23 protein-coding genes and 1 tRNA gene are annotated in these 26,065 nt (G+C 60.8%); 7 read left to right on the forward strand and 17 right to left on the reverse strand.

Annotated elements, in window-relative coordinates; genetic code table 11:
• The 3 genes from RDL77_RS20165 to RDL77_RS20175 all read left to right on the forward strand — a co-directional run.
• On the forward strand, positions 1-2,030 hold a 2,030-nt coding region (locus RDL77_RS20165), incomplete at its 5' end, for an efflux RND transporter permease subunit (RefSeq protein WP_288194471.1).
• Between the two features lie 142 nt (positions 2,031-2,172).
• Complete coding sequence (locus tag RDL77_RS20170; protein ID WP_288194472.1) at positions 2,173-4,254, forward strand: prolyl oligopeptidase family protein; 2,082 nt, start codon at positions 2,173-2,175, stop codon at positions 4,252-4,254.
• A gap of 89 nt (positions 4,255-4,343) precedes the next feature.
• A tRNA-Leu gene (locus RDL77_RS20175) sits at positions 4,344-4,426 on the forward strand.
• 62 nt (positions 4,427-4,488) lie between these two features.
• Here the strand turns inward: RDL77_RS20175 and RDL77_RS20180 are convergent.
• Together RDL77_RS20180 and RDL77_RS20185 are read right to left on the reverse strand one after the other, a co-directional pair.
• Entirely contained in the window at positions 4,489-5,046 is a 558-nt protein-coding gene (locus tag RDL77_RS20180) for a GDYXXLXY domain-containing protein (protein WP_223613174.1), read from the reverse strand.
• Positions 5,043-6,155 (reverse strand): DUF2157 domain-containing protein, encoded by a 1,113-nt coding sequence (locus tag RDL77_RS20185; RefSeq protein WP_288194473.1) that lies wholly within the window; start codon positions 6,153-6,155, stop codon positions 5,043-5,045. The genes RDL77_RS20180 and RDL77_RS20185 overlap by 4 nt, the downstream gene beginning before the upstream one ends.
• A gap of 269 nt (positions 6,156-6,424) precedes the next feature.
• Here RDL77_RS20185 and RDL77_RS20190 point away from each other — a divergent pair, with 269 nt between their 5' ends.
• The 3 genes from RDL77_RS20190 to trmFO all read left to right on the forward strand — a co-directional run bounded on the left by RDL77_RS20190 (position 6,425) and on the right by trmFO (position 9,304).
• The gene (locus tag RDL77_RS20190; RefSeq protein WP_091878374.1) at positions 6,425-6,571 is read left to right on the forward strand and encodes a DUF1127 domain-containing protein; all 147 of its coding nucleotides are present in this window, start codon (positions 6,425-6,427) and stop codon (positions 6,569-6,571) included.
• A gap of 297 nt (positions 6,572-6,868) precedes the next feature.
• Positions 6,869-7,813 (forward strand): aldo/keto reductase, encoded by a 945-nt coding sequence (locus tag RDL77_RS20195; protein ID WP_288194474.1) that lies wholly within the window; start codon positions 6,869-6,871, stop codon positions 7,811-7,813.
• Positions 7,814-7,894: 81 nt separating this feature from the next.
• Entirely contained in the window at positions 7,895-9,304 is a 1,410-nt protein-coding gene (trmFO, locus tag RDL77_RS20200) for a methylenetetrahydrofolate--tRNA-(uracil(54)-C(5))-methyltransferase (FADH(2)-oxidizing) TrmFO (RefSeq protein ID WP_288194475.1), read from the forward strand.
• A 139-nt stretch (positions 9,305-9,443) separates the two neighbouring features.
• Here the strand turns inward: trmFO and RDL77_RS20205 are convergent, their stop codons facing one another.
• The 4 genes from RDL77_RS20205 to yajC are packed head-to-tail and all read right to left on the reverse strand — an operon-like array spanning position 9,444 to position 13,358.
• The gene (locus tag RDL77_RS20205; protein WP_288194476.1) at positions 9,444-10,280 is read right to left on the reverse strand and encodes a phytoene/squalene synthase family protein; all 837 of its coding nucleotides are present in this window, start codon (positions 10,278-10,280) and stop codon (positions 9,444-9,446) included.
• A 27-nt stretch (positions 10,281-10,307) separates the two neighbouring features.
• Positions 10,308-10,697: an Mth938-like domain-containing protein gene (locus RDL77_RS20210; protein WP_223613492.1), complete on the reverse strand. Its 390-nt coding sequence runs from the start codon at positions 10,695-10,697 to the stop codon at positions 10,308-10,310.
• A 4-nt stretch (positions 10,698-10,701) separates the two neighbouring features.
• Complete coding sequence (gene secD, locus RDL77_RS20215; protein WP_288194477.1) at positions 10,702-12,963, reverse strand: protein translocase subunit SecD; 2,262 nt, start codon at positions 12,961-12,963, stop codon at positions 10,702-10,704.
• A gap of 56 nt (positions 12,964-13,019) precedes the next feature.
• Positions 13,020-13,358, reverse strand: coding sequence for a preprotein translocase subunit YajC (gene yajC, locus RDL77_RS20220; protein WP_223613168.1), 339 nt, complete (start codon positions 13,356-13,358; stop codon positions 13,020-13,022).
• A gap of 163 nt (positions 13,359-13,521) precedes the next feature.
• On the opposite strand from yajC, the gene RDL77_RS20225 reads away from it, so the two are divergent.
• Positions 13,522-14,385 carry an ATP-binding protein gene (locus RDL77_RS20225; protein ID WP_288194478.1) on the forward strand — a complete coding sequence of 288 codons (864 nt, stop codon included), beginning with the start codon at positions 13,522-13,524 and terminating at the stop codon, positions 14,383-14,385.
• A gap of 57 nt (positions 14,386-14,442) precedes the next feature.
• Here RDL77_RS20225 and RDL77_RS20230 read toward each other — a convergent pair whose 3' ends face one another.
• The 11 genes from RDL77_RS20230 to RDL77_RS20280 all read right to left on the reverse strand — a co-directional run bounded on the left by RDL77_RS20230 (position 14,443) and on the right by RDL77_RS20280 (position 25,968).
• Positions 14,443-15,783 (reverse strand): peptidoglycan DD-metalloendopeptidase family protein, encoded by a 1,341-nt coding sequence (locus RDL77_RS20230; RefSeq protein WP_288194479.1) that lies wholly within the window; start codon positions 15,781-15,783, stop codon positions 14,443-14,445.
• 145 nt (positions 15,784-15,928) lie between these two features.
• The gene (locus RDL77_RS20235) at positions 15,929-16,582 is read right to left on the reverse strand and encodes a protein-L-isoaspartate(D-aspartate) O-methyltransferase (protein WP_223613165.1); all 654 of its coding nucleotides are present in this window, start codon (positions 16,580-16,582) and stop codon (positions 15,929-15,931) included.
• Positions 16,579-17,337: a 5'/3'-nucleotidase SurE gene (surE, locus tag RDL77_RS20240; protein WP_223613164.1), complete on the reverse strand. Its 759-nt coding sequence runs from the start codon at positions 17,335-17,337 to the stop codon at positions 16,579-16,581. Before surE ends, RDL77_RS20235 begins: the two co-directional genes overlap by 4 nt.
• A gap of 9 nt (positions 17,338-17,346) precedes the next feature.
• Positions 17,347-18,630: a serine--tRNA ligase gene (serS, locus tag RDL77_RS20245; protein WP_223613163.1), complete on the reverse strand. Its 1,284-nt coding sequence runs from the start codon at positions 18,628-18,630 to the stop codon at positions 17,347-17,349.
• 69 nt (positions 18,631-18,699) lie between these two features.
• Entirely contained in the window at positions 18,700-19,530 is an 831-nt protein-coding gene (gene tatC, locus RDL77_RS20250; protein ID WP_288194480.1) for a twin-arginine translocase subunit TatC, read from the reverse strand.
• On the reverse strand, positions 19,527-20,177 hold the full coding sequence (gene tatB, locus RDL77_RS20255; protein WP_288194481.1) for a Sec-independent protein translocase protein TatB: 651 nt from the start codon (positions 20,175-20,177) through the stop codon (positions 19,527-19,529). The genes tatC and tatB overlap by 4 nt, the downstream gene beginning before the upstream one ends.
• Before the next feature lie 64 nt (positions 20,178-20,241).
• A complete protein-coding gene (locus tag RDL77_RS20260; protein ID WP_223613161.1) occupies positions 20,242-20,463 on the reverse strand; it encodes a twin-arginine translocase TatA/TatE family subunit in 222 nt (73 codons plus the stop codon).
• A gap of 190 nt (positions 20,464-20,653) precedes the next feature.
• Positions 20,654-21,385 (reverse strand): SMC-Scp complex subunit ScpB, encoded by a 732-nt coding sequence (scpB, locus tag RDL77_RS20265; protein WP_223613160.1) that lies wholly within the window; start codon positions 21,383-21,385, stop codon positions 20,654-20,656.
• A complete protein-coding gene (locus RDL77_RS20270; RefSeq protein ID WP_288194491.1) occupies positions 21,378-22,208 on the reverse strand; it encodes a ScpA family protein in 831 nt (276 codons plus the stop codon). Before RDL77_RS20270 ends, scpB begins: the two co-directional genes overlap by 8 nt.
• A 58-nt stretch (positions 22,209-22,266) precedes the next feature.
• The gene (gene nagZ, locus RDL77_RS20275) at positions 22,267-23,286 is read right to left on the reverse strand and encodes a beta-N-acetylhexosaminidase (protein ID WP_288194482.1); all 1,020 of its coding nucleotides are present in this window, start codon (positions 23,284-23,286) and stop codon (positions 22,267-22,269) included.
• Positions 23,287-23,361: 75 nt separating this feature from the next.
• The gene (locus RDL77_RS20280) at positions 23,362-25,968 is read right to left on the reverse strand and encodes an SPOR domain-containing protein (RefSeq protein WP_288194483.1); all 2,607 of its coding nucleotides are present in this window, start codon (positions 25,966-25,968) and stop codon (positions 23,362-23,364) included.
• Positions 25,969-26,065: the final 97 nt, after the last annotated feature.

Consider the following 26,065-nt stretch of genomic DNA (forward strand, 5'->3'; position numbering starts at 1 on the left):
CGGCTCCGCTCCCCGGCGCTCTTGGTTTTCCGCTCACCCTCCTCGCCCGGTTCGGCTGCGGCCTCCCCCGTGGCGGCGGGCGCACGTCCCGGCTGGGGGGGGTGCACAGCGCCGAGCACACCCTCGGGCGGGCCGGGCCCCGGAACCTCCCCTCGCCCACCACCGTGGGCGGGGTGAGACCCGCCGTTATCGCCATTTCACTGGTGCTGATCGCGGTGTTTGCCCCGACGGCGTTCATTCCCGGCATATCAGGCCAGTTCTACATCCAGTTCGCCGTGACCATCTCGGCAGCAACAGCCATTTCGGCCATCAACTCGCTGACGCTCTCTCCTGCCCTGGCGGCAATTGTGTTGCGCCCGCATGACCATGCGGTCTCCAAAAACCCTCTGGCGCGGGCTGGCCGGGCCCTGGCCAATGGCTTCAACACCGGCTTCGACAAGATGGCGAACGGCTATTCCTGGATCGTCCGGCATCTCGTCGGATCGACCATCGGCCTCCTCGCCTCCCTACTGGTGTTCGCGGGGCTGCTGGTCGCCACCTGGTTCATGGCGGTCACGATCCCGCGCGGCTTTGTGCCGCCGATGGATCAGGGCTATGCCATCGTCGTCGTCCAGCTGCCCGACGGTGCTTCCCTCGCCCGCACGGACGCGGTGATCGAAAAGGCATCGAAGATCATCAAGGGCATTCCGGGCGTGCGCAACGCCATTGCCTTTGCCGGGTTCAACGGTGCGACGTTCACCAATGCGTCGAATTCCGGCGTGGTGTTCGTTCCATTCCAGCCGTTCGCGGAGCGGATCAAGAACGGACAAACGGCCAATTCCATCATCGGCCAGGTCTATGGCAGCCTGCAAAGCATCCAGGAGGCCTTCATCATCGCCGTGCCGCCGCCGCCGATCCGCGGCGTCGGCAATGCCGGCGGCTTCAAGATGCAGCTCCTCGACCGCGACAGCTCCGATATGCGCCGCGTCCTGGGATTGGCCTATCAGATGATGGGCGAAGCCAACCAGACCCCGGGGCTGACCGGCGTCTACACCACGTTCTCCGCCAACAGCCCGCAATATTTCCTGGAGGTGGACCGTGACAAGGCACAGGCATTGAACGTGCCCATTCCCAATATTTTCGAAGCACTTTCAACCAACCTTGGCACCTCCTATGTCAATGACTTCAATGCCTTCGGCCGCGTCTATCAGGTGCGGGCGCAGGCCGACCAGCAATACCGGCTCGATCGAACCGACATCCTTGCCCTGAAAGTACGCTCGGCAACGGGTGCGCTGGTTCCGTTGGGCACGCTGATCAACATCAAGGACACCAACGGCCCCTCGCTGGTGCAGCGATACAACATGTATGTATCGGTGCCGCTGCAGGGCAACGCCGCGCCCGGGGTTTCCACCGGTACGGCGCTCGACAAGATGGAGGCCCTTGCCACCAAGACACTGCCCAGCGGAACGACATTCCAGTGGACGGAACTGGCGCTTCAGGAACGGCAGACCGGAAACACGGCGATCCTGATCTTCGGACTGTCCGTGGTGTTCGTCTTCCTCGCCCTTGCCGCACAGTATGAAAGCTGGGTGCTGCCGCTGGCGATCATCCTGATCGTGCCGCTGGCGGTTCTGGCCGCGCTGATCGGCGTGTACCTGCGCGGGATGGACAACAACATCCTGACGCAGATCGGCCTTGTCGTCCTGATCGGCCTGGCGGCGAAGAACGCGATCCTGATCGTGGAATTCGCCCGCCAGCATCAGGCGGAAGGCGCAACGCCGGTGGAAGCCGCCATCGAAGCCAGCCGTCTGCGGCTTCGCCCGATCCTGATGACCGCCTTTGCCTTCATCTTCGGTGTCGTGCCGCTGATGATTGCCCAGGGCCCCGGCGCGGAAATGCGCCAGTCACTCGGCACGGCTGTGTTCTCCGGCATGCTTGGCGTGACCTTCTTCGGCCTGTTCCTGACGCCGGTGTTCTACGTTGCGCTCCGTTCATTCGGACGCAAGAAGGCACCGGTTGAAAAGCCGGCGGAAGAAGCCCCGGCCCACTAGGCTTGAAACGCCCGACACAAGGATCGCGCCGGCTTATCACCGGCGCGATTTTTCATGGATGCCGAATTTGATGGTGTGAGGCATTGCAAAACACCGCGCTTTCAAGAAACTGCGCGGCAGATTCCAAGGGAAAGTGACGCTCATGACCAATCAGGATATTCGCCCGACCATCGATGCTCCCGATGACGATCCGCGCATCTGGCTCGAAGAAATCGATGGCGCAAAGCCGCTTGCATGGGTGGAGAAGCAATCCGCCGCAACCATGCAGCGCTTCGGCGGCCGGCAGTTCGAGCATGACCGCGATGTCCTGACCGCCATTTTGAACCGGCCGGACAAGATCCCGATGGTCGGACGGCGCGGCGATTATCTCTACAACCTCTGGCAGGATGAGAAGAACCCGCGCGGCCTGTGGCGCCGGACCACCATGACATCTTACAAGACGCCCGAGCCGGAATGGGAACTTCTGCTCGATATCGATGCCTTGGCCACAGCCGAAAATGACGACTGGATCTGGGCGGGCGCGCAGATCGAACCGGAGAAGCGGCAACGGGCCATTCTCTCCCTGTCGCGCGGCGGCAGCGATGCGGTTGTCAACCGCGAGTTCGACCTGCACACGCTGCGGTTCATCGAAAACGGCTTCAACCTTCCCGAAGCGAAGGGTGGCCTCGGCTGGCTCGACCGCGATACGGTTTTGATATCGAGCGCCCTTGGCGAGGGCATGGCCACGCAATCCGGTTATGCGCGCACCGTCCGCCTGTGGCGACGCGGGACCGACCCGCTGGAAGCACCGGTGATTTTCGAATGCGCCGCGGATTCCATGGCCGCCGGTGTCGACATTGATCACAGCAGCGGCAGCGAGCGCCTCTGGTTTGTCGAGCAGCATTCCTTCTTTGAAACCGCTGGCTGGCTGGGGGATCGCAGCGGACCCGGGCAGCGCATGGACGTGCCGGCAACGGCCTGGTGGAATTCCTACGACCAGTGGCTGACGGTCAAGCCGAGGGAAGACTGGACCGTCGCCGGCGTCACCTACCCCGCCGACACGCTCCTCGGCATTTCGCTCCAGGCATTTCTTGCCGGAGAGCGTGATTTTCAGGTTCTGTTCGAACCGGGTCCGCGCCGCGCCCTGCAAGGGTTCTTCTGGAATGACAAGAAGCTGGTCGTCTCCTATCTCGACAATCTTGCGCCGCGCTTCGAGATTTTCGAGCCTGCGCTTGGCAAATGGGCAAAAAAGCCCATTTCTGTCGTGCCAACCGAGGGCATCGTTCATATCTGGTCGCTGGATGTCGAGGACATCCACGCCAATGGCGAACTGCTCGTCGCCGCGCAGGACCCGATAACCCCGGCGCAGGTCCTGCTCCTCGACATTGCCGAGCCCAACACACTGGCTGCCCCCACGCTGCTCAAACAAAGCCCTGCGGTCTTCGACGCGACCGGGCTTGCCGTCACGCGGCACGAGGCGATCTCCAGCGATGGCGAGTCGATCCCCTATACGCAGATCGGACCCAAGGGTGAAACCGGCGATGCGCCGGTGCATATGACCGGTTACGGCGGATTTGGCGTGTCGATGGAGCCCTATTACAGTGCGTCCGTTGGCAAGTTGTGGCTCGAGCGCGGCGGCACAAGCGTGGTCGCCAATCTGCGCGGCGGCGGCGAATTCGGCACCGCATGGCACGACGCGGGGCGCTGGGCAGGCAAAAAGCTCTCGCATGATGATTTTGCCGCCATTGCCGCCGATCTGGTGCGGCGCGGCGTCACGCGGCCGGGCCGTATCGCGGCGGAAGGCGGTTCCAATGGCGGCCTGCTGATTTCCAACATGCTGACGCGTTATCCCGAACGCTTCGGCGCCCTGTTCTGCACCATTCCGCTGATCGACATGCGCCGCTACAACAAGCTTCTCGCCGGGGCGAGCTGGGTGGACGAATATGGCGACCCGGACAAGCCGGAGGATTGGGCTTTTCTGAAGGAAATGTCGGCCTATCACGCGGCTGTGCCCGGCCGGCCCTATCCGCCGATCCTCATTGCCACAACCCGCAGAGATGACCGCGTGCACCCCGGACACGCCCGCAAGATGGCGGCAAAGCTGCAGGAACTCGGCTACACCGCCTCTTTCTATGAGCCCGAGGCGGGCGGACATGGCTATGGCAAGGACAACAGGGAGCGCGCCAGCTTCATTGCGCTCGGCTACGCCTTCCTGCGGGATGCGATCGGCTGGACGCCGGCGTAATCCTGTTCAAGCGGCGGCTTTTTCCTTTGACCCCTGAGAAGAGGGTGATATAGAGACCGGCGCTTGAGGGCCAGATACGGCCCTCATCTGCGGATATGGCGAAATTGGTAGACGCACCAGATTTAGGTTCTGGCGGGAGACCGTGGGGGTTCGAGTCCCTCTATCCGCACCACTCTTTCTACAAATATTTCAATATGTTGACGGGCTTTTTCAAAGCTGCGCGATGACGGCTGTTCAGTAGGCCGGTTCCTGGTAAAGCAGGCGTCCATTGTACTTAAGCGAACGAATCTGAGCTTCGCCGGCGCTGGAGACAGCAATCACCGCATCGACCCCGCGTTCACTCTGCACCTTCTCGACCGCACGGCCCCATCCTTCGGGGAGATAATAGCGTTCGATGCCGTACTGCACCGCAAAGACGCCCATGGCACCCATCATCGTCTGGCCATGCATCTGGACTTCGCCAGCCGCCAAATCCTGGCGTTTCTGCCAGGAGGCACCGGTGAAACCCCACCGGCCATCCGCGCCCTCTTTCAGCGTGACATAGATGTCGGCAAGGCCTGCCGTATCCGGCTTCGTGCCGCTCACCTTGTCGGCTTCAACAGACGAAATCCCGTAGCCAAGCCGCACATATTCGCCGCGCAACAGGTCGCGCGGATCGACCGGCTGCGTGGCCAGCGTGATCATTGTGCCGTGGCGCAGGATCATCGCGTGCTTTTCTATCATGGCATAAAGCGCGCCCGACTGCAGCAGCGCAACGATCAAAGCCGGCAGCAAAAAATACTTTGTTTTCATGACGCAGCACCCTTCACCAGACTCTTTTTGTGAAGACGGCGTTCCATCCGGATAACGAACACCGCAAGCAGCAGGACGAGCACGCCGACGGTCAGGAAGAAGCCAGCGGTACCGATCATCGTGCCGATGGTCTCGAACGCGATATAGAGAACCTCCAGCGAAAACAGCCCATAGGCGCTCCACCGTATGGCAAGATTGCGATGCCCCGACAAGGCCAGACCGGCGATCGCCACGGCAAGGATGACAATACCCGTCATGACATCGCGAGTCTGGGCAAAGATGTGGTCGTTGAACTGGAAAATCAGCAGCACCATCTGCACCGCCAGAAATCCGTAGGCGCCGAGACTGATGCTCCATCCGGTCGCGCGGTCCAGCACAGCCGGATGCAGTGCGTCCAGCAGAAACAGGCCGAGCCCGGCAATCAGCGTCATCCATAGCACGACGCCGGCATCCCGGTCGAAGTGAACGATACAGACGAAGAGCAGCACAAGAACGGCGAGAAAGTGCCGGGCCACCTGCGCGCCCGTATACCAGATCAGGCCTGCCGCAATCACCGCAAAGACCGGGATGATCCAGACATAGGACAGGCGCGAGGCCGTTTCCGGTTCCAGGCTGGCCACGAGATAGAAACCGGCAATCACGATGCTGGTGGAGACGAGTGTCGACGAGCGCAAAGCCAGCGCGGCGACAACCGTCCCGCCCGCCCAGAGCAGCGCAGCGGACGCCACGTCACCCGACAGATGATACATCTGGCCGACCAGTGCGATCCCGGCACCAAAGGCGATGGCGCCCAGGAGATAGAGCGCCTCACTGAAAATCCTGTCGCCCTTGTTCGCCCGCCACGCGCCGCCGAGATAACCGCACCAGAGCACGGCAAAGATCAAGCCGACGCGAACAAGGCGCGGCATGGCTTCCCAATTGGCGGCAATCAGCGACAGCAGCGCCGCGCCGAGGAGAATGACGCCCAGTATGGCCAGGACATTGCCCAGCCCGAAACCCGGGCCCTGCCCGGCGATATCGGCGCGCAGGCGGTCCGCCGTGGCGTCATCGATCAACCCGTCACGCTGCCACCGTGCAATGTGCTTGCGCAGGGTAAAACCGACTATCATGCATTCTGCTCCCGACTCGAGCTGTAAGATTAGGGCTCCGCCCCTGATAAGGCCAGCCACATTGAAAACGCAATTGCAGCCGGATTCGGGCAAAAGGCCATGAAGATGACGTTTGTGCGACGCAGCAATTAAAATCGATTAATGATGCAATGCAACATACGCATAGCTGATCTGCAAACTTGGCTCTGCACATTCGCCAAGGCATCCACTATCTTCAGGTCAACGATCAAGAGTGATCAACGAAACAACTGAACCGAATGGTGAATGAAATGAACCTTATCCGCTCCTACAGCAACTGGCGCCGTTATCGTGACACGGTTTCCGAGCTGAACCGTCTGTCGACCCGCGAACTGAACGACCTGGGCATCTCCCGCTCGGACATCCCGTTCGTCGCCAAGAAGTCCGCAGTACGCTAATCGCATAACAGAATATCGCCGGGGTTCATCCTCCTCCCAGAGCCCCCGCGATCAAAGGCCGGCACTCCTCCTCCCAGCCGGTCTTTACAAAACGGCACCCACCGCACCTCCTCCCGCGGTGGGTGTTGTTGTTTCCGGGGTATGCGGTTCGAGACATCTGCTCACCACCTCCCTTTTCAAATCGACTCCTGTTGCGATCCATGCCTGCGACCATTCGGGTCAAAGCCGGGCTGGAAACATGCACCCTGGAGTTCTACAGTCTGAGTCCCCCTTCACATCCTCCCCGGGAGACTTACCATGCAAAAACGCCCTCTTGGCCGCACAGGCCTGTCGATTGCTCCGCTGGTTTTCGGCGGCAACGTCTTCGGTTGGACCGCTGACAAGAAATCCTCCTTTGACCTGCTTGACCGCTTTGCCGATGCGGGCCTCAACACGGTCGATACGGCCAATGTTTACTCAAGCTGGGTGCCCGGAAACAGCGGTGGTGAATCGGAAACCATCATCGGCGAGTGGATGAAATCCCGCGGCACGCGCGACAGGATGATCATCATCACCAAGGTCGGCGGCGACATGGGCAAGGGTAAGAACCTCAAGGCCGCCAATATCGCCGAGGCCGTCGAAGCATCGCTGAAACGCCTGCAGGTGGACGCCATCGACCTCTACCTCTCCCATTGGCCAGATCCGGCCACACCCCACGCGGAATCGCTTGCCGCCTATGACAAGCTGCTGAAAGCCGGCAAGGTCAAATCCATCGGCGCGTCCAATTTCGATGCGGAACAGCTGCGCGCGGCGCTCGACACCGCCAAGGCGGATGGCCTGCCGCGCTATGACGTGCTCCAACCGGAATACAATCTCTATGACCGCGCCGGCTATGACGGCGCGCTGCGCGACCTATGCATGGCCGAGGACATCGGCGTCATCACCTATTTCAGCCTCGCGCGCGGGTTTCTCTCCGGCAAATACCGCAGCGAAGCCGATCTTGGACAGAGCCAGCGCGGCAGCGGTGTCAAAGCCTATCTCAATGCGCGCGGCTACCGCATCCTGGAGGCACTGGACGCGGTTGCGGCCAAACATGGCGCCAAGCAGGCCGAGGTTGCCCTGGCCTGGATTATCGCACGCCAGGGCATCACCGCCCCCATCGCCAGCGCCACATCGCTGCAGCAACTGGAAAGCCTGATCAAGGCGGCATCCCTGACGCTCGACAAGGCGGACATCGCCGAACTCGACAAAGCCAGCGCCTGACACATCGGCGAGCCGCTGCGGATCATCCGCAGCGGCTTTTGCACCATTGAAGCCGGACGCCAAACGGTTTATTGGGGTGCTATGTCAAACACACCCGTACATATCATTGGCGGCGGTCTCGCCGGTTCCGAAGCTGCATGGCAACTCGCCGAAGCAGGCATTCCCGTCATCCTGCACGAGATGCGTCCCGTTCGCGGCACGGACGCGCACAAGACGCAGGATCTCGCCGAGCTCGTCTGCTCCAATTCCTTCCGCTCCGACGATGCGCAAACCAACGCGGTCGGCGTGCTGCATGCGGAGATGCGCCTCGCCAATTCGCTGATCATGGCCTCGGCCGATTCGCATCAGGTTCCCGCAGGCGGCGCCCTCGCCGTGGACCGCGATGGTTTTGCCCAGGCTGTGACGGCCAGGCTGGAAGCGCACCCGCTGATCACCATCGAGCGCGAAGAGATCACCGGCCTGCCCCCTGAAGATTGGGACAAGGTCATCATCGCCACCGGGCCATTGACGGCACCGTCGCTGGCCGAAGCCATCGGCAGGCAGACCGGCGCCGATGCCCTCGCCTTTTTCGATGCCATTGCACCCATTGTGCATTTCGACAGCATCGACATGAACACCTGCTGGTTCCAGTCGCGCTACGACAAGGTTGGCCCCGGCGGCACCGGCAAGGACTACATCAACTGCCCCATGACCAAGGAGCAGTATGAGGCTTTCGTGCAGGCGCTGATTGCCGGCGACAAGACCGAATTCAAGCAGTGGGAAGGCACGCCCTATTTCGACGGCTGCCTGCCCATCGAAGTCATGGCCGAACGCGGCGTCGAAACCCTGCGCCACGGCCCGATGAAGCCGATGGGCCTGACCAATGAGCACAACCCTACGGTCAAGGCCTATGCCGTCGTGCAGCTGCGGCAGGACAATGCGCTCGGCACGCTCTACAACATGGTCGGCTTCCAGACGAAGCTGAAATACGGGGCGCAGACCGAGATTTTCCGGATGATCCCCGGCCTCGAGAATGCGGAATTCGCGCGGCTGGGCGGCCTGCACCGCAATACATACCTGAATTCGCCCATCCTGCTCGACCCGACGCTGCAACTGAAATCCCGCCCGGGCCTGCGCTTTGCCGGGCAGATCACCGGTTGTGAAGGCTATGTGGAATCGGCGGCCATCGGCCTGCTTGCCGGGCGTTTCGCCGCCGCCGAGCGTCTCGGACATGTTTTGACACCGCCGCCGCTCACCACGGCCTTTGGCGCGCTGCTCGGACACATCACCGGCGGTCACATCGTCAGTGATGAAGAACCCGGCAAGCGCTCCTTCCAGCCGATGAATGTCAATTTCGGCCTGTTCCCGCCGATTGAGGCGCCGAAGTCGGAAGGCAAACGGCTGCGCGGCAAGGAAAAGACCAACGCCAAGAAACGGGCCATGAGCGCGCGTGCGCTTGCGGATTGCCGGGCATGGCTGGGCCTGCCTGCGGTGGCCGAGGCTGCGGAGTAACGAGCGCAGCTTGTTGCATTCTATGGTGTGCGTGGTTCGACAAGCTCACCATGAGGGATGTTGCATTTTGCAATGCACTGGATTCCCTCATGGTGAGCTTGTCGAACCACGCACAACGACCATGCAGATCCCACGCTGGCTAGCGCATCCATGCCCTGAGCATCACCCACTGGCGCTTCAACGGCGAAATTACCGCTGTTTCATCGGCTGCGGCAGCGCCACTGGCCCTGATTCCCTTCAGATAGGTTCTGGTCAGGCTTACCGGCAGATAGGCCGGACGCAAAGCGGCGGGGAGCGATTTTGCGCCGGCTTCGTATTTCCCGAGATGATCTTCCGCCAGCGCCGTCATCGCATCGATGGCGCGCTTGACCGCGTCCTTGTCGGCGCCCTCAAGCACTGTTTCGGCACTGCAGCCGACGGCGGACAGGATGTCAGCCGGGATATAAACCTGTCCGCGCCGGCGGTGCAGCGGCAGGAGACGCAGAAGGCCGGTAATGGCCTGGGCAACCCCCGCATGGCCCGCCATATCCGCATGGGCGGGCGCCTTTTCCGCATCGAGCACAAGAGAGGCAAGCTGGATCAAGGCCGAAGCCGTCTCGCCGCAATAGCCCTCAAGATCGTTGCGGCTGGGCATGGGATCGTCATAGAGATCGAAAATGCGGGCTTCGCAGTAATTGTCGAAGGCGGCGCGCGGCAGATTATGGGCCTTGATCGCCTCCAGCAGGGCCGCCGCCACCGGATTGCCGACGGCCTCGCCATGCTCCGTTCCGTTGATCAGATCACGCCACCACTGCAGACGCACCTCGCCCGGCAGCGGATCGTGGATCAGGTCACGGATGCGGGCGATCTCGACATTGAAGGCGTAAAGGGCGGCCAAGGCACCCCGTTTGTCCTCCGGCGCATAAAGCACCGAGAGGTAGCGGTCGGGATCGGCATCGCGCAGCAATTGCAGGCAGTGGGTCTGGTTCGCGTTCATGGGGCTGAGATACAGAGAACCGCCGGTTTAATCCACTGCAATCAGTGCCGCAGCGACGGCACGGTCTTCCGCCAGCAGAACATTATAGGTGCGCACGGCCGCGCCGGTGCTCATGGGATCGGAGGAAATGCGGTGCTCGCGCAGCACGTCACGCAGGGCCTGCGGCAGACGGCGCAATTCGGTACCCGTTCCCACCAGCAGAATCTCGATATCGGCGGCCTGCTCGAGCACAAGCGCCAGATCCTCCGCCGTCAGCGCGGTCTCGATCTTCGGCGCCCAGCCATGGATACCCGATGGCAGGCACAGGATGGACCCGCGATGCGACATGTCGGCAAACCGGAACCCGCCATTGCCATAGGCGTCGATGGGTGCACGGCCCGGAAAATGCGCGTCGCGGATTTCTATCCCCTTGGCCACGGCGTTATGCCCCGCTCTGCCTGGCGGGATGAGCATCGTCGATCACATCGCGCCCCTTGAGCCCGAACAGCATCAGCAAGGGTCCGGCAACGAAGATCGACGAATAAGTCGCAACGACAATGCCGACCGCGATGGTCAGCGCAAAGGAGCGGACATCATCGCCGCCATAGGCATAGAGCACGACCAGCGCGAGGAAGGTGGCCAGCGATGTCAGGATGGTGCGCGACAATGTCTGGTTGATCGAGGCATCGAGAACCGCCGACAGCGAAACGCTGTTGCCATGCCGCCGCAGGTTTTCCCGGACGCGGTCGTAAATCACCACCGTATCGTTGAGTGAATAACCGACAATGGCCAGAAGCGCCGCAATGCTCCACAGATTGAACTCCATCTGGAAGACAATGAACATGCCCAGCAGCAGCACCACGTCATGGATGGTCGCAATGATTGCGCCAAGGGCAAAGTGCCATTCGAAGCGGAACCAGACATAGGCGAAGATCGCCACCAGGGAGAGCGCGACCGCCAGTCCGCCGGCCTTGGCAAGCTCGCCCGATACGGTCGGGCCAATGACATCCACCCGGCGGAATTCATAATCCTGATCAAGCTCGCCGCGGATTTTGACACCGACGGTCTGCTCGGCGTTTTCGCCCTCGCGCTGGCTGCCGACCGTAATCAGCGCCCGGCTGTCCGATTTGAACGGTTCGATCTTCACATCGCCGATGTTCAGGTCATCCAGCCGGCTATAGACATCGTCCAGATCGATGGGCCCTTCATTGGAGGCGATCTCGACCATTGTGCCGCCCTTGAAATCGATGCCGAAATTCATGCCGACGACAAGGAACAGCACGATGACGGCAACGCTCGACAACGCGGAGAAACCCAGCGTCAGCCCGCGCAGCCGCATGAACGGAATCCTGGTGTTGTTGGGAATGAGCTTCAGCGGTGCACGCGGCACTTCCTTGGGCTTCGACCACTGCACCCAGGCGGACACCATCCAGCGCGTCAATGTGAATGTGGTGAACAGTGTGGTGACAATACCGATGGTGACGGTCACGGCGAAGCCATGCACGGGCCCGGTACCCAGGATGAACAGGACGAGCGCGGCGATCAGCGTTGTCACATTGGCGTCGACGATCGTGGCCTGCGCCCGGGCAAACCCGGAGTCGATGGCCTGGATGACCGAAAAGCCGGCGCGCCGGTCTTCGCGAATGCGCTCGTAGATGAGAACGTTGGAATCCACCGCCATGCCGATGGTCAGGACGATACCGGCAACGCCGGCAAGGCTGAGCGGCACGTCGAACACGGTCAGAACCGCCAGGATCAGGACGATGTTGACAACAAGCGCGATACTCGCAATCACGCCCAGCAGGCCGTAGGTCAGCAGCATGAACAGGATGACGAGACCGGCGCCGATGAGCGCGGCGATCTTGCCTGCAGACACGGCAGCGGCGCCAAGGTCGGTACCGACAGAACGCTCTTCAATCACGGTAACAGGTGCAGGCAATGCGCCGGCACGCATGACGATGGCAAGGTTGCTGGCGCCGGAAAGGTCGAAATTGCCGGTGATCTGGCCCGTATCGCCGGGAATGGCTTCGCTGATCACCGGTGCCGACAGCACCTGATCGTCAAGCACGATGGCAAAGGACTTTCCGATGTTTTCCTTGGTTGCCCGAGAGAACCGGTCCGCGCCGGCACTGTCCAGCTTGAAGGTGATGACGGGCTGCTGGGTGGCCGTATCGACACCTGCCTGCGCCCCGACGAAATTCTGGTTGGTGACGATGGCATCTTTCTTGACGAGGTAGGCCACGGGCGGATCGTCAAAGGAATAGACAACATCGGAGCCTTCCGGCGGCGTGCCGTCAATCGCCTGCTGCACCGGCACGGACGTATCGATCATGCGGAAGCTCAGCTGGCCGGTCAGGCTCAGAATATCTTTGAGCAGCTGCGAGTCATACAGACCCGAAACCTCGACCAGCACACGCCCGCTTCTCTGGCTTTCCACATTCGGATTGGTGTAGCCGAGCTCGCTGAGACGGCGGTTCATCACCTCGATGGCCGCGCCGGTCTGCGCCAGCTTGTCCTTGTCGACCTGCAGCCGGATGCGCGAGCCGCCTTCCAGATCCAGTCCGAGGGCGAGCTGCTTCTTCGGCAGCCAGTTGGGCAGGTTCGCCAACTGGATAGGGGTAAAGAGATTTGGCAGAGCCAGGATCACGCCGACCAGAACAACGGCCCAGATGAGAAGTGTCTTCCAGCGGCTAAAATAGAGCATGCAATCCCGACCTCAAGAATCAACAGGGCGGCCTGATGCCGCCCTGTCACTATGACTTATTTCTTGTTATCGGCAACCGGTTCACCTTTGATGCGCACGTCGGACACCAATGCGCGGATGACGCGGGCCTTGACGCCCTCGCCGATTTCGACCTCGAGTTCACCGCTGTCATCGAACACCTTCGTCACCTTGGCAACGAAACCGCCGGTGATGATCGTATCACCGCGACGGATGTTCTTGAGCTGCTCTTCGCGCTTCTTCATCTGCGTGCGCTGCGGGCGGATGATCAGGAAGTACATGATCACGAAAATCAGGATGAATGGCAGGATGCTCATCAGCATTTCCGGCGCACCACCGATACCTGTTGTCTGTGCATATGCGGGAGTTACGAACATAGAGACAATCTCCAGAGTAATACGTGTTTGAAAGTTTATAGAGCCTGCGCAATACAATGTTTGGAATGGGAAAAGCAACCGTGCAAAATCCCGTACCGCGCTTTTCGATTTCCCATCAACATGATAGTGGCTTGAACGCAGAAAAAACAAAGGCTTGATAAGAATGTCCGAGGAATTGCTGACAGATAAACTTGACCGTCTGATTGCAGTGCTGGAGCGCATGGCACCGCCAAAACCGCAACCCGTCGATCTCGACACGGCGGATTGCTTTGTCTGGAACCCGGACAAGCTTGCCTTCGACCCCGTCAGAAAGGTTAACCGGGTCGATATTTCGCTCATTCGCGGGGTCGATCGCGTCCGCGATATTCTTTTCGACAACACCAAGCGCTTTGCCGACGGATTGCAGGCCAACAACGTGCTTCTGTGGGGCGCGCGCGGCATGGGCAAGTCGTCCCTGGTGAAGGCCGTCCATGCCTCCGTCAACATTGCCGCGCCTGACGATACCGGTACGCTCAAGCTGGTTGAGATCCATCGCGAGGACATCGACAGCCTCCCTTCCCTGATGGCGGCCATCAAGGACACGAAATATCGTTTCATCCTGTTCTGCGACGATCTTTCCTTCGACCATGACGATACGTCCTACAAGTCTTTGAAGGCCGCGCTGGAAGGCGGCGTCGAAGGCCGCCCCGACAACGTCATCTTCTACGCCACTTCGAACCGCCGGCATTTGTTGCCGCGCGACATGATCGAGAACGAGCGCTCGACGGCCATCAATCCGTCCGAAGCCGTTGAGGAAAAAGTGTCCCTGTCGGATCGTTTCGGTCTGTGGCTGGGTTTCCACAAATGCAGCCAGGACGACTATCTCTCGATGATCGACGGCTATGCCGCGCATTTCGATCTGCCGATGCAGAAGGAGCAGCTGCATGCGGAAGCGCTGGAATGGTCGACCACGCGCGGTTCGCGCTCCGGCCGCGTCGCCTGGCAGTTCACGCAGGACCTGGCCGGACGGCTCGGCAAGAAGCTCTGACAAACGAAAAGGCCCGCGCATCGCTGCGCGGGCCTTTGGATTGAAGCCTGATCTTGATCAGGATTCGAGATATTTCGACGGATCGACCGGGGTCGAGTTCTTGCGCACTTCGAAGTGCAGCTTTGGCGATGTCGCATTGCCTGTCATGCCCGACCGGCCAAGTTCCTCGCCGCGCTTCACCTTCTGGCCGCGCTGCACGTTCAACTTGCTCGCATTGCCGTAAACCGTGACCAGACCATTGTCGTGGCGCACGAGAACGGTGTTGCCGAACTCCTTCAGGCCATCGCCGGAATAGATGACCACGCCGTTTTCAGCGGCCTTGATCGGCGTGCCCTCGGGAACCGAAATGTCGATACCGTCATTGCCCTTGCCGTAATTGGCGACAACGCGGCCGCGAACCGGCCAGCGCATCTGTGACGCACCGGTGGCGGACGGTGCCGATGCAACATCCTTCTCCGCATCGTCGATCACCTTTTCGCTCGCCTGCGGCGGCGTGTAAGGCTTTGCCTGGCTGTCAGCCTGCGGCGCAGCAATCGCTGCAGTCGGTGCCGTGCTTGCAACAACCTTTGGCTGTTCGACTGGCGGCGTCGCGGCGGTCTTCACCTGATCGACGGAACCCTTCGACTTCATGTTGTTGGCGACATTCTGCGCCAGCGAGGAACTCGATGCCGGAATGACCAGCGACTGGCCGACCCGAACGGTGCCCTCTTTCATGTTGTTGGCCTGCTTGATGGCCTCGACATTGGTGCCCGTCTTGCGGGCAATGGCATGCAGCGTGTCGCCGCCCTGAACCGTATAGGAGCCGGAATGGCTGGGTGGCGTCGTATTGTTTGCCGTCGTCGTTGCCGCGCCGTTCCGGTCCTTGACCTGCGGGGCCTGCGGAAGAATGGCTGCCGTATTGGCGGATGCCTGTCCCGGCGTCGCCGGCTTGGTCGGCATGCGCGCTTCGCGGCCATCCGGCGTCTTCAGCGTTCCGGCTGGCGCGGCAAGCGGCGGAGCCTGCACATTGCCCATGGGCTGGACCGACGCCACCTGCTGGCGGACGGGAGCGGTGTTGGCGAGCTGACGTGCCGGCTGCGAGGAGACCGGCGGCAGCGTCGAGGCGCTGACCGCACCAACCGGCGGCAAGGCACCGCGCTGGACACCGCCCGCCGCTGGAACCGCATTGCGGTTGACCGACGCCGTATAGCTTGCATCGACTGGAGGCGTGTAACCCCTTGCACCCGCATTCTGCGGTTGAATGATTGCACGCTGGTTGTCGCTATAGCCGGAGCTGAAGTCAGCACTGGTAAAGCGCGATACTCCGGAGCTGCAGCCTGCAGCCAAACCGGCAATCATGAGAATGCTGGCATTCAGTGCCAGCCGCCGTGACGCTTTGTCTAGTACACTCAAACGCATCGCTTATCCCGCCCGTACTCAATACAAGAATATGGAGCTATTAAACCGCGTTAATGTTACTCGACCGTTAAAACGAGCAGAAAATTTGTAAAAGATTCACCAAACCCGTAAAGGGTTGCGCCTGTCCTGCGGCAGAACGTCCGTGTCAAAGGGCTGTGGCAACACCGTCAAGCAGCGGTAAAAAGCGCGCGGGCATCATATCCTCGCGCTCGAAACGGCTCCCGATCTTCGACAGGCGCGACACGACTTGCTTGCCGTCAACCGGACCGATCGGGGCAATCATGACGCCATTGGACGACAGAAGCTCGACGAACTGGCGCGGCATGCTTTCAAAAGCCGCCCAGACGACAATGCGGTCAAACGGCCCGTCATGGGTCAGGCCAAGCTTGCCATCGGCATGTTTGATGAAGATATTTTCGATCTTCAACGTCTGGTGGCGCTGCTGCGCAAGTTCAACCAGAGTACGATAGCGCTCGATGGACAGGACCCGGCCGGCCAGCCGGGCCATGATGGCAGCGGTAAAGCCGGTGCCCGTGCCGATTTCCAGAACGCGGTGCGCCGGCTCAAGATCGAGGGCCTTGATCAGGCGCGCCTGCAGGTCCAGCCCTTCCATGAACTCGCCGCATTCGATCGGCAGCATCCGGTCGCCATAGGCCAGCGTTCCCAGATTGCCGGAAACAAAGGCCATGCGGGACGTGGCCTCAAAAGCCGTCATGAGCCGCTGGTCCGTCATTCCCAAAGACCGCATCCGCAGGACGAAGGCGGCAAAGCCCTCCCGTTCTGAAAGTGCAGGCTTCATGCGAACGCATCCTCCAGGGTCTGGCGCATCTCGTGCGCTGTCAGATCGAGTTGAAGCGGCGTCACGGAGATGTAGTTTTTGCGGATGGCGGCAACATCGCTGTTTTCCGCCGGCTCATCCTTGCCGCGGCCGTAGCGCAGCCAGTAATATGGCAGGCCGCGTCCGTCCTGCCGCTCTTCAATGGTCAATCCATGGGAAAGTTTGCCCTGCGCCGTGACGCGGACACCGGCCAGTTCCCCGCCGCTGCAGCTCGGGAAATTCACATTGAGAAGCACGCCCTTGGCCAGCGTGACGGCCAGAAGCTTTTTCAGGAGCGCCGGTGCGCGCTGTTCGACGATGTCCCATGGCAGGACGCGTGTCCCGCCATCGAGATTGTATTCCTGCGACAGGGCAATGGAGTTGATGCCAAGGAGCGTGCCCTCGATGGCCGCGGCAACGGTGCCGGAATAAGTGACATCATCGGCGGTATTCGAGCCGGAATTGACACCCGACAGGATCAGGTCGGGCGGCTCGGGCATCAGATGCTTGACGCCCATGATCACGCAGTCCGTCGGCGTACCGCGAACGGCGTAGTGCCGGTCATCGATCTCGCGCAGGCGCAGCGGCGTGGACAGCGTCAGCGAATGGGCCAGACCGCTTTGGTCGGTTTCGGGCGCGATCACCCAGACATCGTCGGAAAGCTGGCGGGCGATACGTTCCAGAACAGCCAGACCTTCCGCATGAATACCATCATCGTTGGTCAGCAGAATGCGCATCGCCCGCTCCTATGCAGCTTTTTCGATTCGTTTCAGTCCACCCATGTATGGCACAAGTGCTTCAGGAACTGTGACACTGCCGTCCTCGTTCTGATAATTTTCGACAACAGCAATCAGTGCACGCCCGACTGCGGTACCGGAACCGTTGAGCGTGTGGACGAAACGCGTCGATTTCTCCCCTTCCGGCCGGTAACGCGCATTCATGCGGCGTGCCTGGAAATCACCGCAGACGGAGCAGCTGGAGATTTCACGATAGGCCTTCTGGCCGGGAAGCCAGACTTCCAGATCGTAGGTCTTCTGCGCGCCAAAGCCCATGTCGCCCGTGCACAGCGTCATCGTGCGGAACGACAGGTCGAGGCGCTTCAGCACTTCCTCGGCGCAGGCGGTCATGCGCTCGTGCTCGGCAATGGAGCTTTCGGCATCGGTCACCGACACCAGCTCGACCTTCATGAACTGGTGCTGGCGCAGCATGCCGCGCGTGTCGCGGCCGGCCGAACCGGCCTCGGAGCGGAAGCAGGCTGTCAGCGCCGTCATCCGGATCGGCAAATCGCGAATGTCGAGGATTTCTTCGCGCACCAGATTGGTCAGCGGCACCTCGGCCGTTGGAATGAGATAGCGGCCATCGGTTGTCTTGAAGAGATCCTCTTCGAACTTCGGCAGCTGGCCGGTGCCATAAAGCACATCCGCATTGACCAGAAGCGGCGGATTGACCTCGGTATAGCCATGCTCGGTCGTGTGCAGATCGATCATGAACTGGCCGAGAGCACGCTCCAGCCGCGCCAGCTGGCTCTTCAGAACGGTAAACCGGCTGCCGGACAGCTTTGCTGCACGCTCGAAATCCATGTAGCCAAGGTTTTCGCCGATCTCGAAATGCTCCTTGGGTTCAAAGGAGAAGTTCTTGAGATGACCGACGCGGCGCGTCTCGACGTTGCCGCCCTCGTCCTTGCCGACCGGGACACTGTCGAGGGGAAGATTGGGAAGCACGGCCAGCGCATCATTCAACGCACGGTCGAGCTGGCGCTCTTCTTCTTCAGCACTCTGCAGGAAGACCTTGATTTCGGCGACTTCGGCCTTCAGACGGTCAGCCGTGGCCTGGTCCTTGGCGCCCATGGCCTTGCCGATCTCCTTGGAGGCGGCGTTGCGGCGTTCCTGCGCGTCCTGCAGTTTGGCAATATGCTGACGACGCTTCTCATCCAGCTCGATCAGGCGGGACGATTGCGGCTCGACGCTCCGTTTCGCCAAAGCTGCGTCAAGCGCCTGAGGATTCTCGCGGATCCATTTGATGTCGAGCATGGTAATAAAGCCGTCTTGAAGTGTTCGTTGGATTGAGGACGTGATTGTCCGGCGAAAGCTGGAGCTGCGTCAGGACGAGATATCGCTATCGCTGGACCCTGATTGTGCTTCGGCTTTAGCTGCCTCACGCTTTTTCTCGATCAGACGCGCCATCCAGATGGAAACCTCGTAGAGAAGGATCGTCGGGAGTGCAAGACCGATTTGGCTGAGGGGGTCCGGCGGTGTGATCACCGCCGCGACGATAAAGGCAATGACGATGGCGTATTTGCGCTTCGAGCGCAGGCCTTCATAGCTGACAAGCCCAACCCGCGCGAGCAGCGATGTCACCACCGGCAACTGGAACACCAGGCCAAACGCGAAAATCAGCGTCATGATCAGGCTCAGATATTCCGAAACCTTGGGCAGAAGCGAAATCTGCACTTCGCCAGCGCCGCCTGTCTGCTGCATGGCAAGGAAGAACCACATCACCATGGGGGTGAAAAAGAAGAACACCAGTGCGCCGCCCATCAGGAACAGCACCGGCGACGCGATCAGGAATGGCAGAAATGCCATCCGTTCATTCTTGTACAGACCCGGCGCGACAAACTTGTAAATCTGCGAGGCAATGACGGGAAAGGCCAGAACAATGCCGCCGAACATGGCGATCTTGACCTGCGTGAAGAAAAACTCCTGCGGCGCCGTATAGATCAATTGCGCCTTTGCCGGATCAAAGCCAGCCCAGGACACGGCCCACTGATACGGGATGACCAGAACATTGAACAACTGCCGGCCAAAATGGAAGCAGATCAGGAAAGCCACGAAAAACGCCACCAATGCCCAGATCAGCCGGCGGCGCAATTCGATGAGGTGTTCGATCAGCGGGGCCGAGCTCTTATCAATGTCGTCGTCGGTCTTGCTCAAGATTTTGTCCCCGTATCGCCAGCTTTGGCCTTGGCACGCGGCTTGGCCGTTCGTTTTGCTGGTGCAGTCTGTGCAGGCGCTTCTGCCGGTGTTTTGGCGGCAGATGACTTGGCCGCAACTTTGGCAGGCGCAGCGGCCTTGGCCGTTGCCTTGGCTGGTGCCGCCTTCCCGGATACAGCGGCGGAAGCCGGCGTCTCAGCCGCAGCCTTGGGCTTGCTGGCCCGGCGGGTTTTCTTTGGCGCCGCGGCCGTCATCAGCGGAGCGACGGGCTCCATCGTCTGCGGCTGCAGCTGCGTCGCGCCGGGAGCGGAGGGATCGGGCACGGCAATGTTGTCTTTGCCGGCCGTACCGCCATCCTTCAGGCTTGAGCGGATTTCCTCGCCAATCGTGCGGACGGGATCGAAAACCTTGCGGATATCGTTGCGCGGATCGAGGCTTTTGGCATCGTTGATGATATCGCGCACGTCATCGAGCTCGGCCTCTTTGAGGGCTTCATCGAATTGACGCCGGAATTCACCCGCAGTCGCGCGAAATTTGGCCGTCGCCTTGCCAAAGGCGCGCAGCATTTTCGGCAAATCTTTTGGCCCGACCACCACGATCACAACGATCACGATCACCAGGATTTCCGACCAACCAACATCAAACATTCATCATGCTCCGGCCGCAGCGAGACAGCAAAGCCCCGCGCAGGAAAAAACTAAATCAAGCCGCTCAGGACTTCGTTGTCTTTTCCTTGACGGAATTCACCGGCTGGTTCGGCTGATTATCGATCGTCTTGGAATTGTCAGCCGCATCATCATCGGCCATGCCGCTCTTGAAGTTCTTGATACCCTTGGCAACGTCGCCCATCAGTTCGGGAATCTTGCCGCGACCAAAAACCAGAAGCACGATCGCCAATACGATCAGCCAGTGCCAGATTGAAAAACTACCCATTTTACCCTCGCATTCGCTCAACAGTTTGAGCTCATCTATGCCTTTTCCCCGTGCTTTTCAAACACAAGTGCATATTGTTGTTTCACATTCATGTAAGTTCGGCGCAAGTGCGAATTGAAATCTTCAGCACGAATTTTCCGAACCGGCATCGTCTGCGCCACCATTGCGCACAAATATGGCAAATAAAAATTCAATCGTGTTCCACACGCGGCGTCAAAAGTCCAAGTTCTTCCAGATCGATATCGGTCAACGGATCTTCGTCTTCGGTCAATTCATCGGGATCATTGACCGGGATGGGAATGGCGAAATTGGCGGGCATGCGCGCGGACAACAGTCCGGCGCCGCGCAATTCGTCGATCCCCGGCAGATCACGCACTTCCTGCAGGCCGAAATGATCGAGGAACGAGGATGTCGTGCCATAGGTGATCGGTCGCCCCGGCGTGCGCCGGCGCCCGCGGAACTTGATCCAGCCCGTCTCCATCAGCACATCCAGCGTGCCCTTTGACGTCTCCACACCGCGAATATCTTCAAGCTCCGCCCGCGTCACCGGCTGGTGATAGGCAATGACGGCGAGCACTTCGAGTGCGGCGCGCGAAAGCTTCTTCTGCTGCACCGCCTCGCGGTTCATCAGGAAGGCAAGATCGGCTGCGGTGCGGAAGGCCCATGCGCCGCCAACCTGCAGGAGATTGATGCCGCGCTTGGAATACACCGACTGCAACTCGCCGAGCAGCGCCGGAACGTCGATCCCGGACGGCAGCCGCTCCTCCAGCGCCCTCACCGTCACCGGCTCGGCTGAGGCAAACAGGATGGCCTCGGCCATGCGCAACGCATCGGATACGGAGATCGTCGATTTCCAGTCCGCCTCGCGGTTGTCGCTTTCATCGTTGTCGGGCTGGATATGCAGAGGACCGGTTTCAGCCATTGACCACGTCCCTCATCGTTGTCAGCGGCGGTTGATCCGTCTTTTCGGCCGGCCTTGGCGGACGATCCCGCAGGAAAATCGGCTTGAACGCACCGGTCTGCTGGATTTCCATATGCCCTTCCCGCACCATTTCAAGGCTGGCGGCAAAGGAGCTGGCAAGCACGGTGGCGCGCTCGCTGGGCGACGCGATGAAGTCGAGGAGGTATTGATCCAATGCGGTCCAGTCTTTCATCTCGCCGACAAGGCGCATGAGAATGGTACGTGCTTCCTTCAGTGACCAGACGCTGCGGCGCGCGATCTGCACATGGGAAACCGCCTGCTTCTGCCGTTGCGAGGCATAGGCGGTCAGGAGTTCGTACAGCGTTGCCGAATAGATGTTGGTCTGATCGACAATGACGGCTTCGGGCATGCCGCGGGCAAAGACATCGCGGCCAAGGCGATTGCGGTTGACCAGCTTCGTGGCCGCATCGCGCATGGCTTCCAGCCGCTTCAAGCGGAATTGCAGCGTCGCCGCCAGCTCCTCGCCGCTCTCGCCCTCATCGCCGGGGGTCTTCGGGATCAGCAGCTTGGACTTGAGGTAGGTCAGCCAAGCCGCCATGACCAGATAGTCGGCAGCAAGCTCCAGCCGCAGCGCTTGAGCCTGGCGGATGAAGATCAGATACTGCTCGACAAGGGCAAGCACGGAAATGCGGGCCAGATCGACCCGCTGGTTGCGCGCCAGATGCAGAAGCAGATCGAGAGGGCCTTCAAAACCCTTGATGTCGATCAGAAGCGATGGCTCGCTGACACCGCGATCGGATGCACTTTCCCACAGCGCCTCCATGGGTGCCGTGGTCTTGCCATTCGTTTTCTGTTCCGTCGCCGTCAACTCTCTCTCGCTTCTATGCCACCGCTTCGAAGAAACGCTGGAATTCTTCCCGGATTTCCGCTTCATCCGAAGCATCCGGCTTTCTCGCATATTGGATTGCCCGCTGTGCCCGCTCCAGCGCCTTGCCGTTCAGCTCGGGTGTGCAGGAAGCAACCGCCGTCATCTGTTCCATAATGCCGTGGCAGTGAAGCACGATATCGAGGCCCGCCGCAAAGATTGCTTTGGTCCGGTCAAAATAATCCCCAGAAAGTGCGTTCATCGACACGTCATCGCTCATCAGCAGCCCGTCAAAGCCGATATGGCCGCGAATGATCTCTTCCACAACCTTGCCGGATGTCGTTGCCGGATGCTTCGGGTCGATGGCCGAGAAGATGACATGGGCGCTCATCGCCATGGGCAGATGCTTAAGAGCCTGGAACGGGGCAAAGTCGTGTTCCGCCAATTCGTCGAGCGGCGTTGTCACGGTCGGCAATTCGTGATGGGTGTCGGCAAATGCGCGGCCATGGCCGGGAATGTGCTTCATCACAGGCAGCATGCCGCCCGCCAGAAGACCTTCGGCCGCAGCCCTGCCCATCGCCGTGACGATTTCCGGATGCTTGCCGTAGGCACGGCTGCCGATGACCTCGTTGGCGCCTTCAACCGGAACATCGAGAACCGGAAGACAATCGACATTGATGCCGAGTTTCATGAGATCGAACGCATGAAGGCGCGAAAGCAGCCAGGCCGCGCGCAATCCCGCCTCCTCGTCCTGCTTGAACAGGGCACCCAGCGCCGATCCGGCGGGATAATTGGGCGCCAGCGGCGGCCGCAGACGCTGCACCCGCCCGCCTTCCTGATCGATCAGCACCGGGGCTTCGTCGCGCCGCACCAGATCGCGCAGATGCGCCGTCAGATCCTCGACCTGTGCCGCTTCGCTGACATTGCGGGCAAACAAGATAAAACCCCACGGGCGTTCATCGCGGAAGAACGCGATTTCGTCGGGGGTCAGTTTCAGACCGGACGTGCCGGCAATCCATGCTTTTGATTCGCTCATGGGTAAAGTCTACTGCGGTGATGCAAAAAAGGAAAAGGCGGCCATTGGCCGCCTTTGTCTGGTTATGTGGCGGGCTTACTGCGTCACGAAGCAGCTGCCGCCCGCCGACTTGAACTTGGTGCACAGATTGACGGCAGCGTCCTTTGTACCGGCCGGGATACGAACACGGTAGAATGTACCCTTGCCGGCAATCTCGGCCTGCTTGATATCGACACCGCGACCGGCGATCACGCCGGGATAGCGCTGGGCGAGCGAAGCATAGGTCTTCTGCGCGCCTTCCGCCGTCGGCTGCGAAGCAACCTGGATCAGATAGGTGCCCGGTGCCACGGCAGAAGCAACCTGCTGCTGCGGCTGACCGGCCGGCTTTTGCGGCGCGACGCGATCAACAACGTTCAAGGGCTGATCGGCCGGACGGGAGTCGACAATCGGGACATTCTTCGGCGCAACGGAGGCAACCGTCTCTGCCGTGATCTTCTTGGTTTCGACCGCCTTGGCCGGCAGCTTGCCGGTTGCCGGAGCCTGCGGCTTGGCAACCAGGGGCTCAACCGCCGGTTTTGGCGTTGCAGGATTGCTGGCTGCCGCAAGCGAGCCGATCTGATCGTTGCCGTCGGGCATCGCGCTGACCGGTGCCGGGGCCGCCGGGGCGGGACGCGCCATGGGCGCGGCGGCAGGACCCGAGGCGACGGGATCGGCAGCCTGCGGAATGGCGGCTACCATGGTACCATCGGGCTTCACCACCATGGTCTGAACCTTGCGCGGTGCGATGGCGCCGTTCGGCTGGGCCTGCTCCTCGCTCGAAGCCATGTTCGCAGCGGCGGGATCGACCCTCTCCTCGGCCTTGGTCCCGGCAATATCCTCATCCGTATCGGCAGTCAGATCGACCGGTTTTTCCTGGGTCGTGACAAGCTGCTGCTGCTTTGGCGGCGATGTATCCGCCGTCGCACCCTTTTCATAAACGATCTTGTCCTGGACAGGCGCAGTCGTGTTCGCCGCGCTTTCCGGCTGAACCTTGATCGGGGTTTTGTCGGCCATGATCACCACAGGCGCGCCACCCGATCCGCTGGTCCATTTATAGGCAACGGCACCAGAAACGGCGAGAAGAACGGCTGCCGCTACGGCACCCGGTACAACGAAGCTGCGTTTGCGGCTCATCGGCTGGGCATAGGTCGTTGCAGCCATGCCGACATCGTCGCGTTTTGGATCGTAGCCAAAATCCATGTCGTCTTCAGGACCGTTGCTGTAGCTGCTGGCAACCGGGCGGGACTGATGCGCGCTGGCAGCAGCTACTCCGACAGCCGCCGCTGCGGCGACACCGGCTCCGGCAGCCGCATAGTTTGCCGGGGTATAATGTCCCTGCTCAGCCTCATTGCCGAAGACATCGGCAAAAATATCGGCATATTCGTCCTTCGCGGCCGGTGCCGGCTGCTGCGGCTCCTCCTGCGGTGCCGTATAGGCCGCACGGGTATCATCCGCCTCGATCGAGCCGAAGACTTCGGCAAATTCGGTTTCAAGCTCGCCCAGGCCATTGTGCTGCGGAACATCGTCTTCGTAGTGCACTTCAGGCAGATCGAGCGACTCCGTGTACTCGACCCGGTTCTCGGTGACTGCCACGGTGTGAACATCGGGCGCAGAGGAGATTGACGAGGCCGCACGATCCAGCTCATCCGCATAGCCGCTCAAATCCTGCGGCTCCGGCAGATGGTGGGTTTCTGCAGCAGCCAACGGCGCAACGGGAGCAAGCTCCGGCTCGCGAACGGCCGCATAGGAATGCGCGGGGCTCTGGTAACGGGGCAGCTCTGCTTCAAGCGCGTGCGCCGGAACAGCTTCGTCTTCCACATCCAGCGGCACTTCGAAATCGTCGAAGGCGGCCATCAGTTCTTCCGTGTCGAAATCCTCAAGCGGATCGCCCTGGACCGCTGCCGCCTCTTCGTGCACCGGAGCCGGCGCGTAAGCAGCCGAAGCCGGGACAGGCGCGGCCTGATAGGCCGCAGGTTCCGGCACATAGGCCGGCTTCGCCTCGGCAACCGGCTGGGTGACCGACGGCGCATAGGAGGTTGCGCGGCTGATAATGGGAGCAGCTTCCGTACGGCCGATGACCGGCGCTTGCGAACCATAACCCCAGGAAGCGTTTGCCGAGCGCTGAACCACAGGCTTCGCCGCACCAGCAAGAAGCGTCTCAAGTTCATCTTCAAGGCTTAAGGACGGCGCCGCAACGACAGCGCGTTCCGTCTGCGCCGGTTCGGGTACAAAGCTGACAGGCTCGTGCCCATCGCGCCCCTCGCCCGTTTCGCCGTCGGCATAAACGGCGTCCGGCTCGTAATCGGCGTAGTCGGGTTCCTCATAGATCGCGACGGGCTCGGCTGCGGCATGCGCATAATCCGCATTCGACATCAATTCCCGTTCCACCGCATCCTGAAGATCGAAGTGAGCAAACCGATCCGGCTCAGCATGACTGTGCACGGGCTCCGGGGCTGCCGCCGGGGCGGCACGCTGAGGATGCTCCTCAAAATCGCCCATGAGCTCGCGCTCCAGATCCATAGCAAGATCCTCGCCCGATCCGGTTGCCGCGTGTTCCTCTTCGACAGGCGTTCCCATGATACGGGAAAGCTCCATCAGAGGGTCGTCATTACCGAATCGCGAATCATCCTGCCGGTGAGAACGCTGAAGATAGTTGTCCGCCATGGCGTTAATCCTGTACTCTCAACTATGGACGTCAAAAGACGTCACGCATTGGCCATACCAGCGCAATGTGGGCAAAAGTTGACAGGATTTCCGCGCC

The organism is uncultured Phyllobacterium sp. (genome assembly GCF_902479695.1).
Taxonomy (GTDB): domain Bacteria; phylum Pseudomonadota; class Alphaproteobacteria; order Rhizobiales; family Rhizobiaceae; genus Phyllobacterium; species Phyllobacterium calauticae.

What these genes read in the sequence shown, in the direction of transcription:
- secD (WP_288194477.1), bottom strand. Translation starts at nt 12,963, where the DNA reads ATGCTCTATTTTAGCCGCTGGAAGACACTTCTCATCTGGGCCGTTGTT.
- RDL77_RS20260 (WP_223613161.1), bottom strand. Translation starts at nt 20,463, where the DNA reads ATGGGTAGTTTTTCAATCTGGCACTGGCTGATCGTATTGGCGATCGTG.
- RDL77_RS20190 (WP_091878374.1), top strand. Translation starts at nt 6,425, where the DNA reads ATGAACCTTATCCGCTCCTACAGCAACTGGCGCCGTTATCGTGACACG.
- RDL77_RS20195 (WP_288194474.1), top strand. Translation starts at nt 6,869, where the DNA reads ATGCAAAAACGCCCTCTTGGCCGCACAGGCCTGTCGATTGCTCCGCTG.
- scpB (WP_223613160.1), bottom strand. Translation starts at nt 21,385, where the DNA reads ATGGCTGAAACCGGTCCTCTGCATATCCAGCCCGACAACGATGAAAGC.
- RDL77_RS20170 (WP_288194472.1), top strand. Translation starts at nt 2,173, where the DNA reads ATGACCAATCAGGATATTCGCCCGACCATCGATGCTCCCGATGACGAT.
- RDL77_RS20280 (WP_288194483.1), bottom strand. Translation starts at nt 25,968, where the DNA reads ATGGCGGACAACTATCTTCAGCGTTCTCACCGGCAGGATGATTCGCGA.
- RDL77_RS20270 (WP_288194491.1), bottom strand. Translation starts at nt 22,208, where the DNA reads ATGGAGGCGCTGTGGGAAAGTGCATCCGATCGCGGTGTCAGCGAGCCA.
- yajC (WP_223613168.1), bottom strand. Translation starts at nt 13,358, where the DNA reads ATGTTCGTAACTCCCGCATATGCACAGACAACAGGTATCGGTGGTGCG.
- RDL77_RS20235 (WP_223613165.1), bottom strand. Translation starts at nt 16,582, where the DNA reads ATGAAGCCTGCACTTTCAGAACGGGAGGGCTTTGCCGCCTTCGTCCTG.
- nagZ (WP_288194482.1), bottom strand. Translation starts at nt 23,286, where the DNA reads ATGAGCGAATCAAAAGCATGGATTGCCGGCACGTCCGGTCTGAAACTG.
- RDL77_RS20225 (WP_288194478.1), top strand. Translation starts at nt 13,522, where the DNA reads ATGTCCGAGGAATTGCTGACAGATAAACTTGACCGTCTGATTGCAGTG.
- RDL77_RS20180 (WP_223613174.1), bottom strand. Translation starts at nt 5,046, where the DNA reads ATGAAAACAAAGTATTTTTTGCTGCCGGCTTTGATCGTTGCGCTGCTG.
- serS (WP_223613163.1), bottom strand. Translation starts at nt 18,630, where the DNA reads ATGCTCGACATCAAATGGATCCGCGAGAATCCTCAGGCGCTTGACGCA.
- RDL77_RS20185 (WP_288194473.1), bottom strand. Translation starts at nt 6,155, where the DNA reads ATGATAGTCGGTTTTACCCTGCGCAAGCACATTGCACGGTGGCAGCGT.
- trmFO (WP_288194475.1), top strand. Translation starts at nt 7,895, where the DNA reads ATGTCAAACACACCCGTACATATCATTGGCGGCGGTCTCGCCGGTTCC.
- tatB (WP_288194481.1), bottom strand. Translation starts at nt 20,177, where the DNA reads ATGTTTGATGTTGGTTGGTCGGAAATCCTGGTGATCGTGATCGTTGTG.
- RDL77_RS20230 (WP_288194479.1), bottom strand. Translation starts at nt 15,783, where the DNA reads ATGCGTTTGAGTGTACTAGACAAAGCGTCACGGCGGCTGGCACTGAAT.
- RDL77_RS20205 (WP_288194476.1), bottom strand. Translation starts at nt 10,280, where the DNA reads ATGAACGCGAACCAGACCCACTGCCTGCAATTGCTGCGCGATGCCGAT.
- surE (WP_223613164.1), bottom strand. Translation starts at nt 17,337, where the DNA reads ATGCGCATTCTGCTGACCAACGATGATGGTATTCATGCGGAAGGTCTG.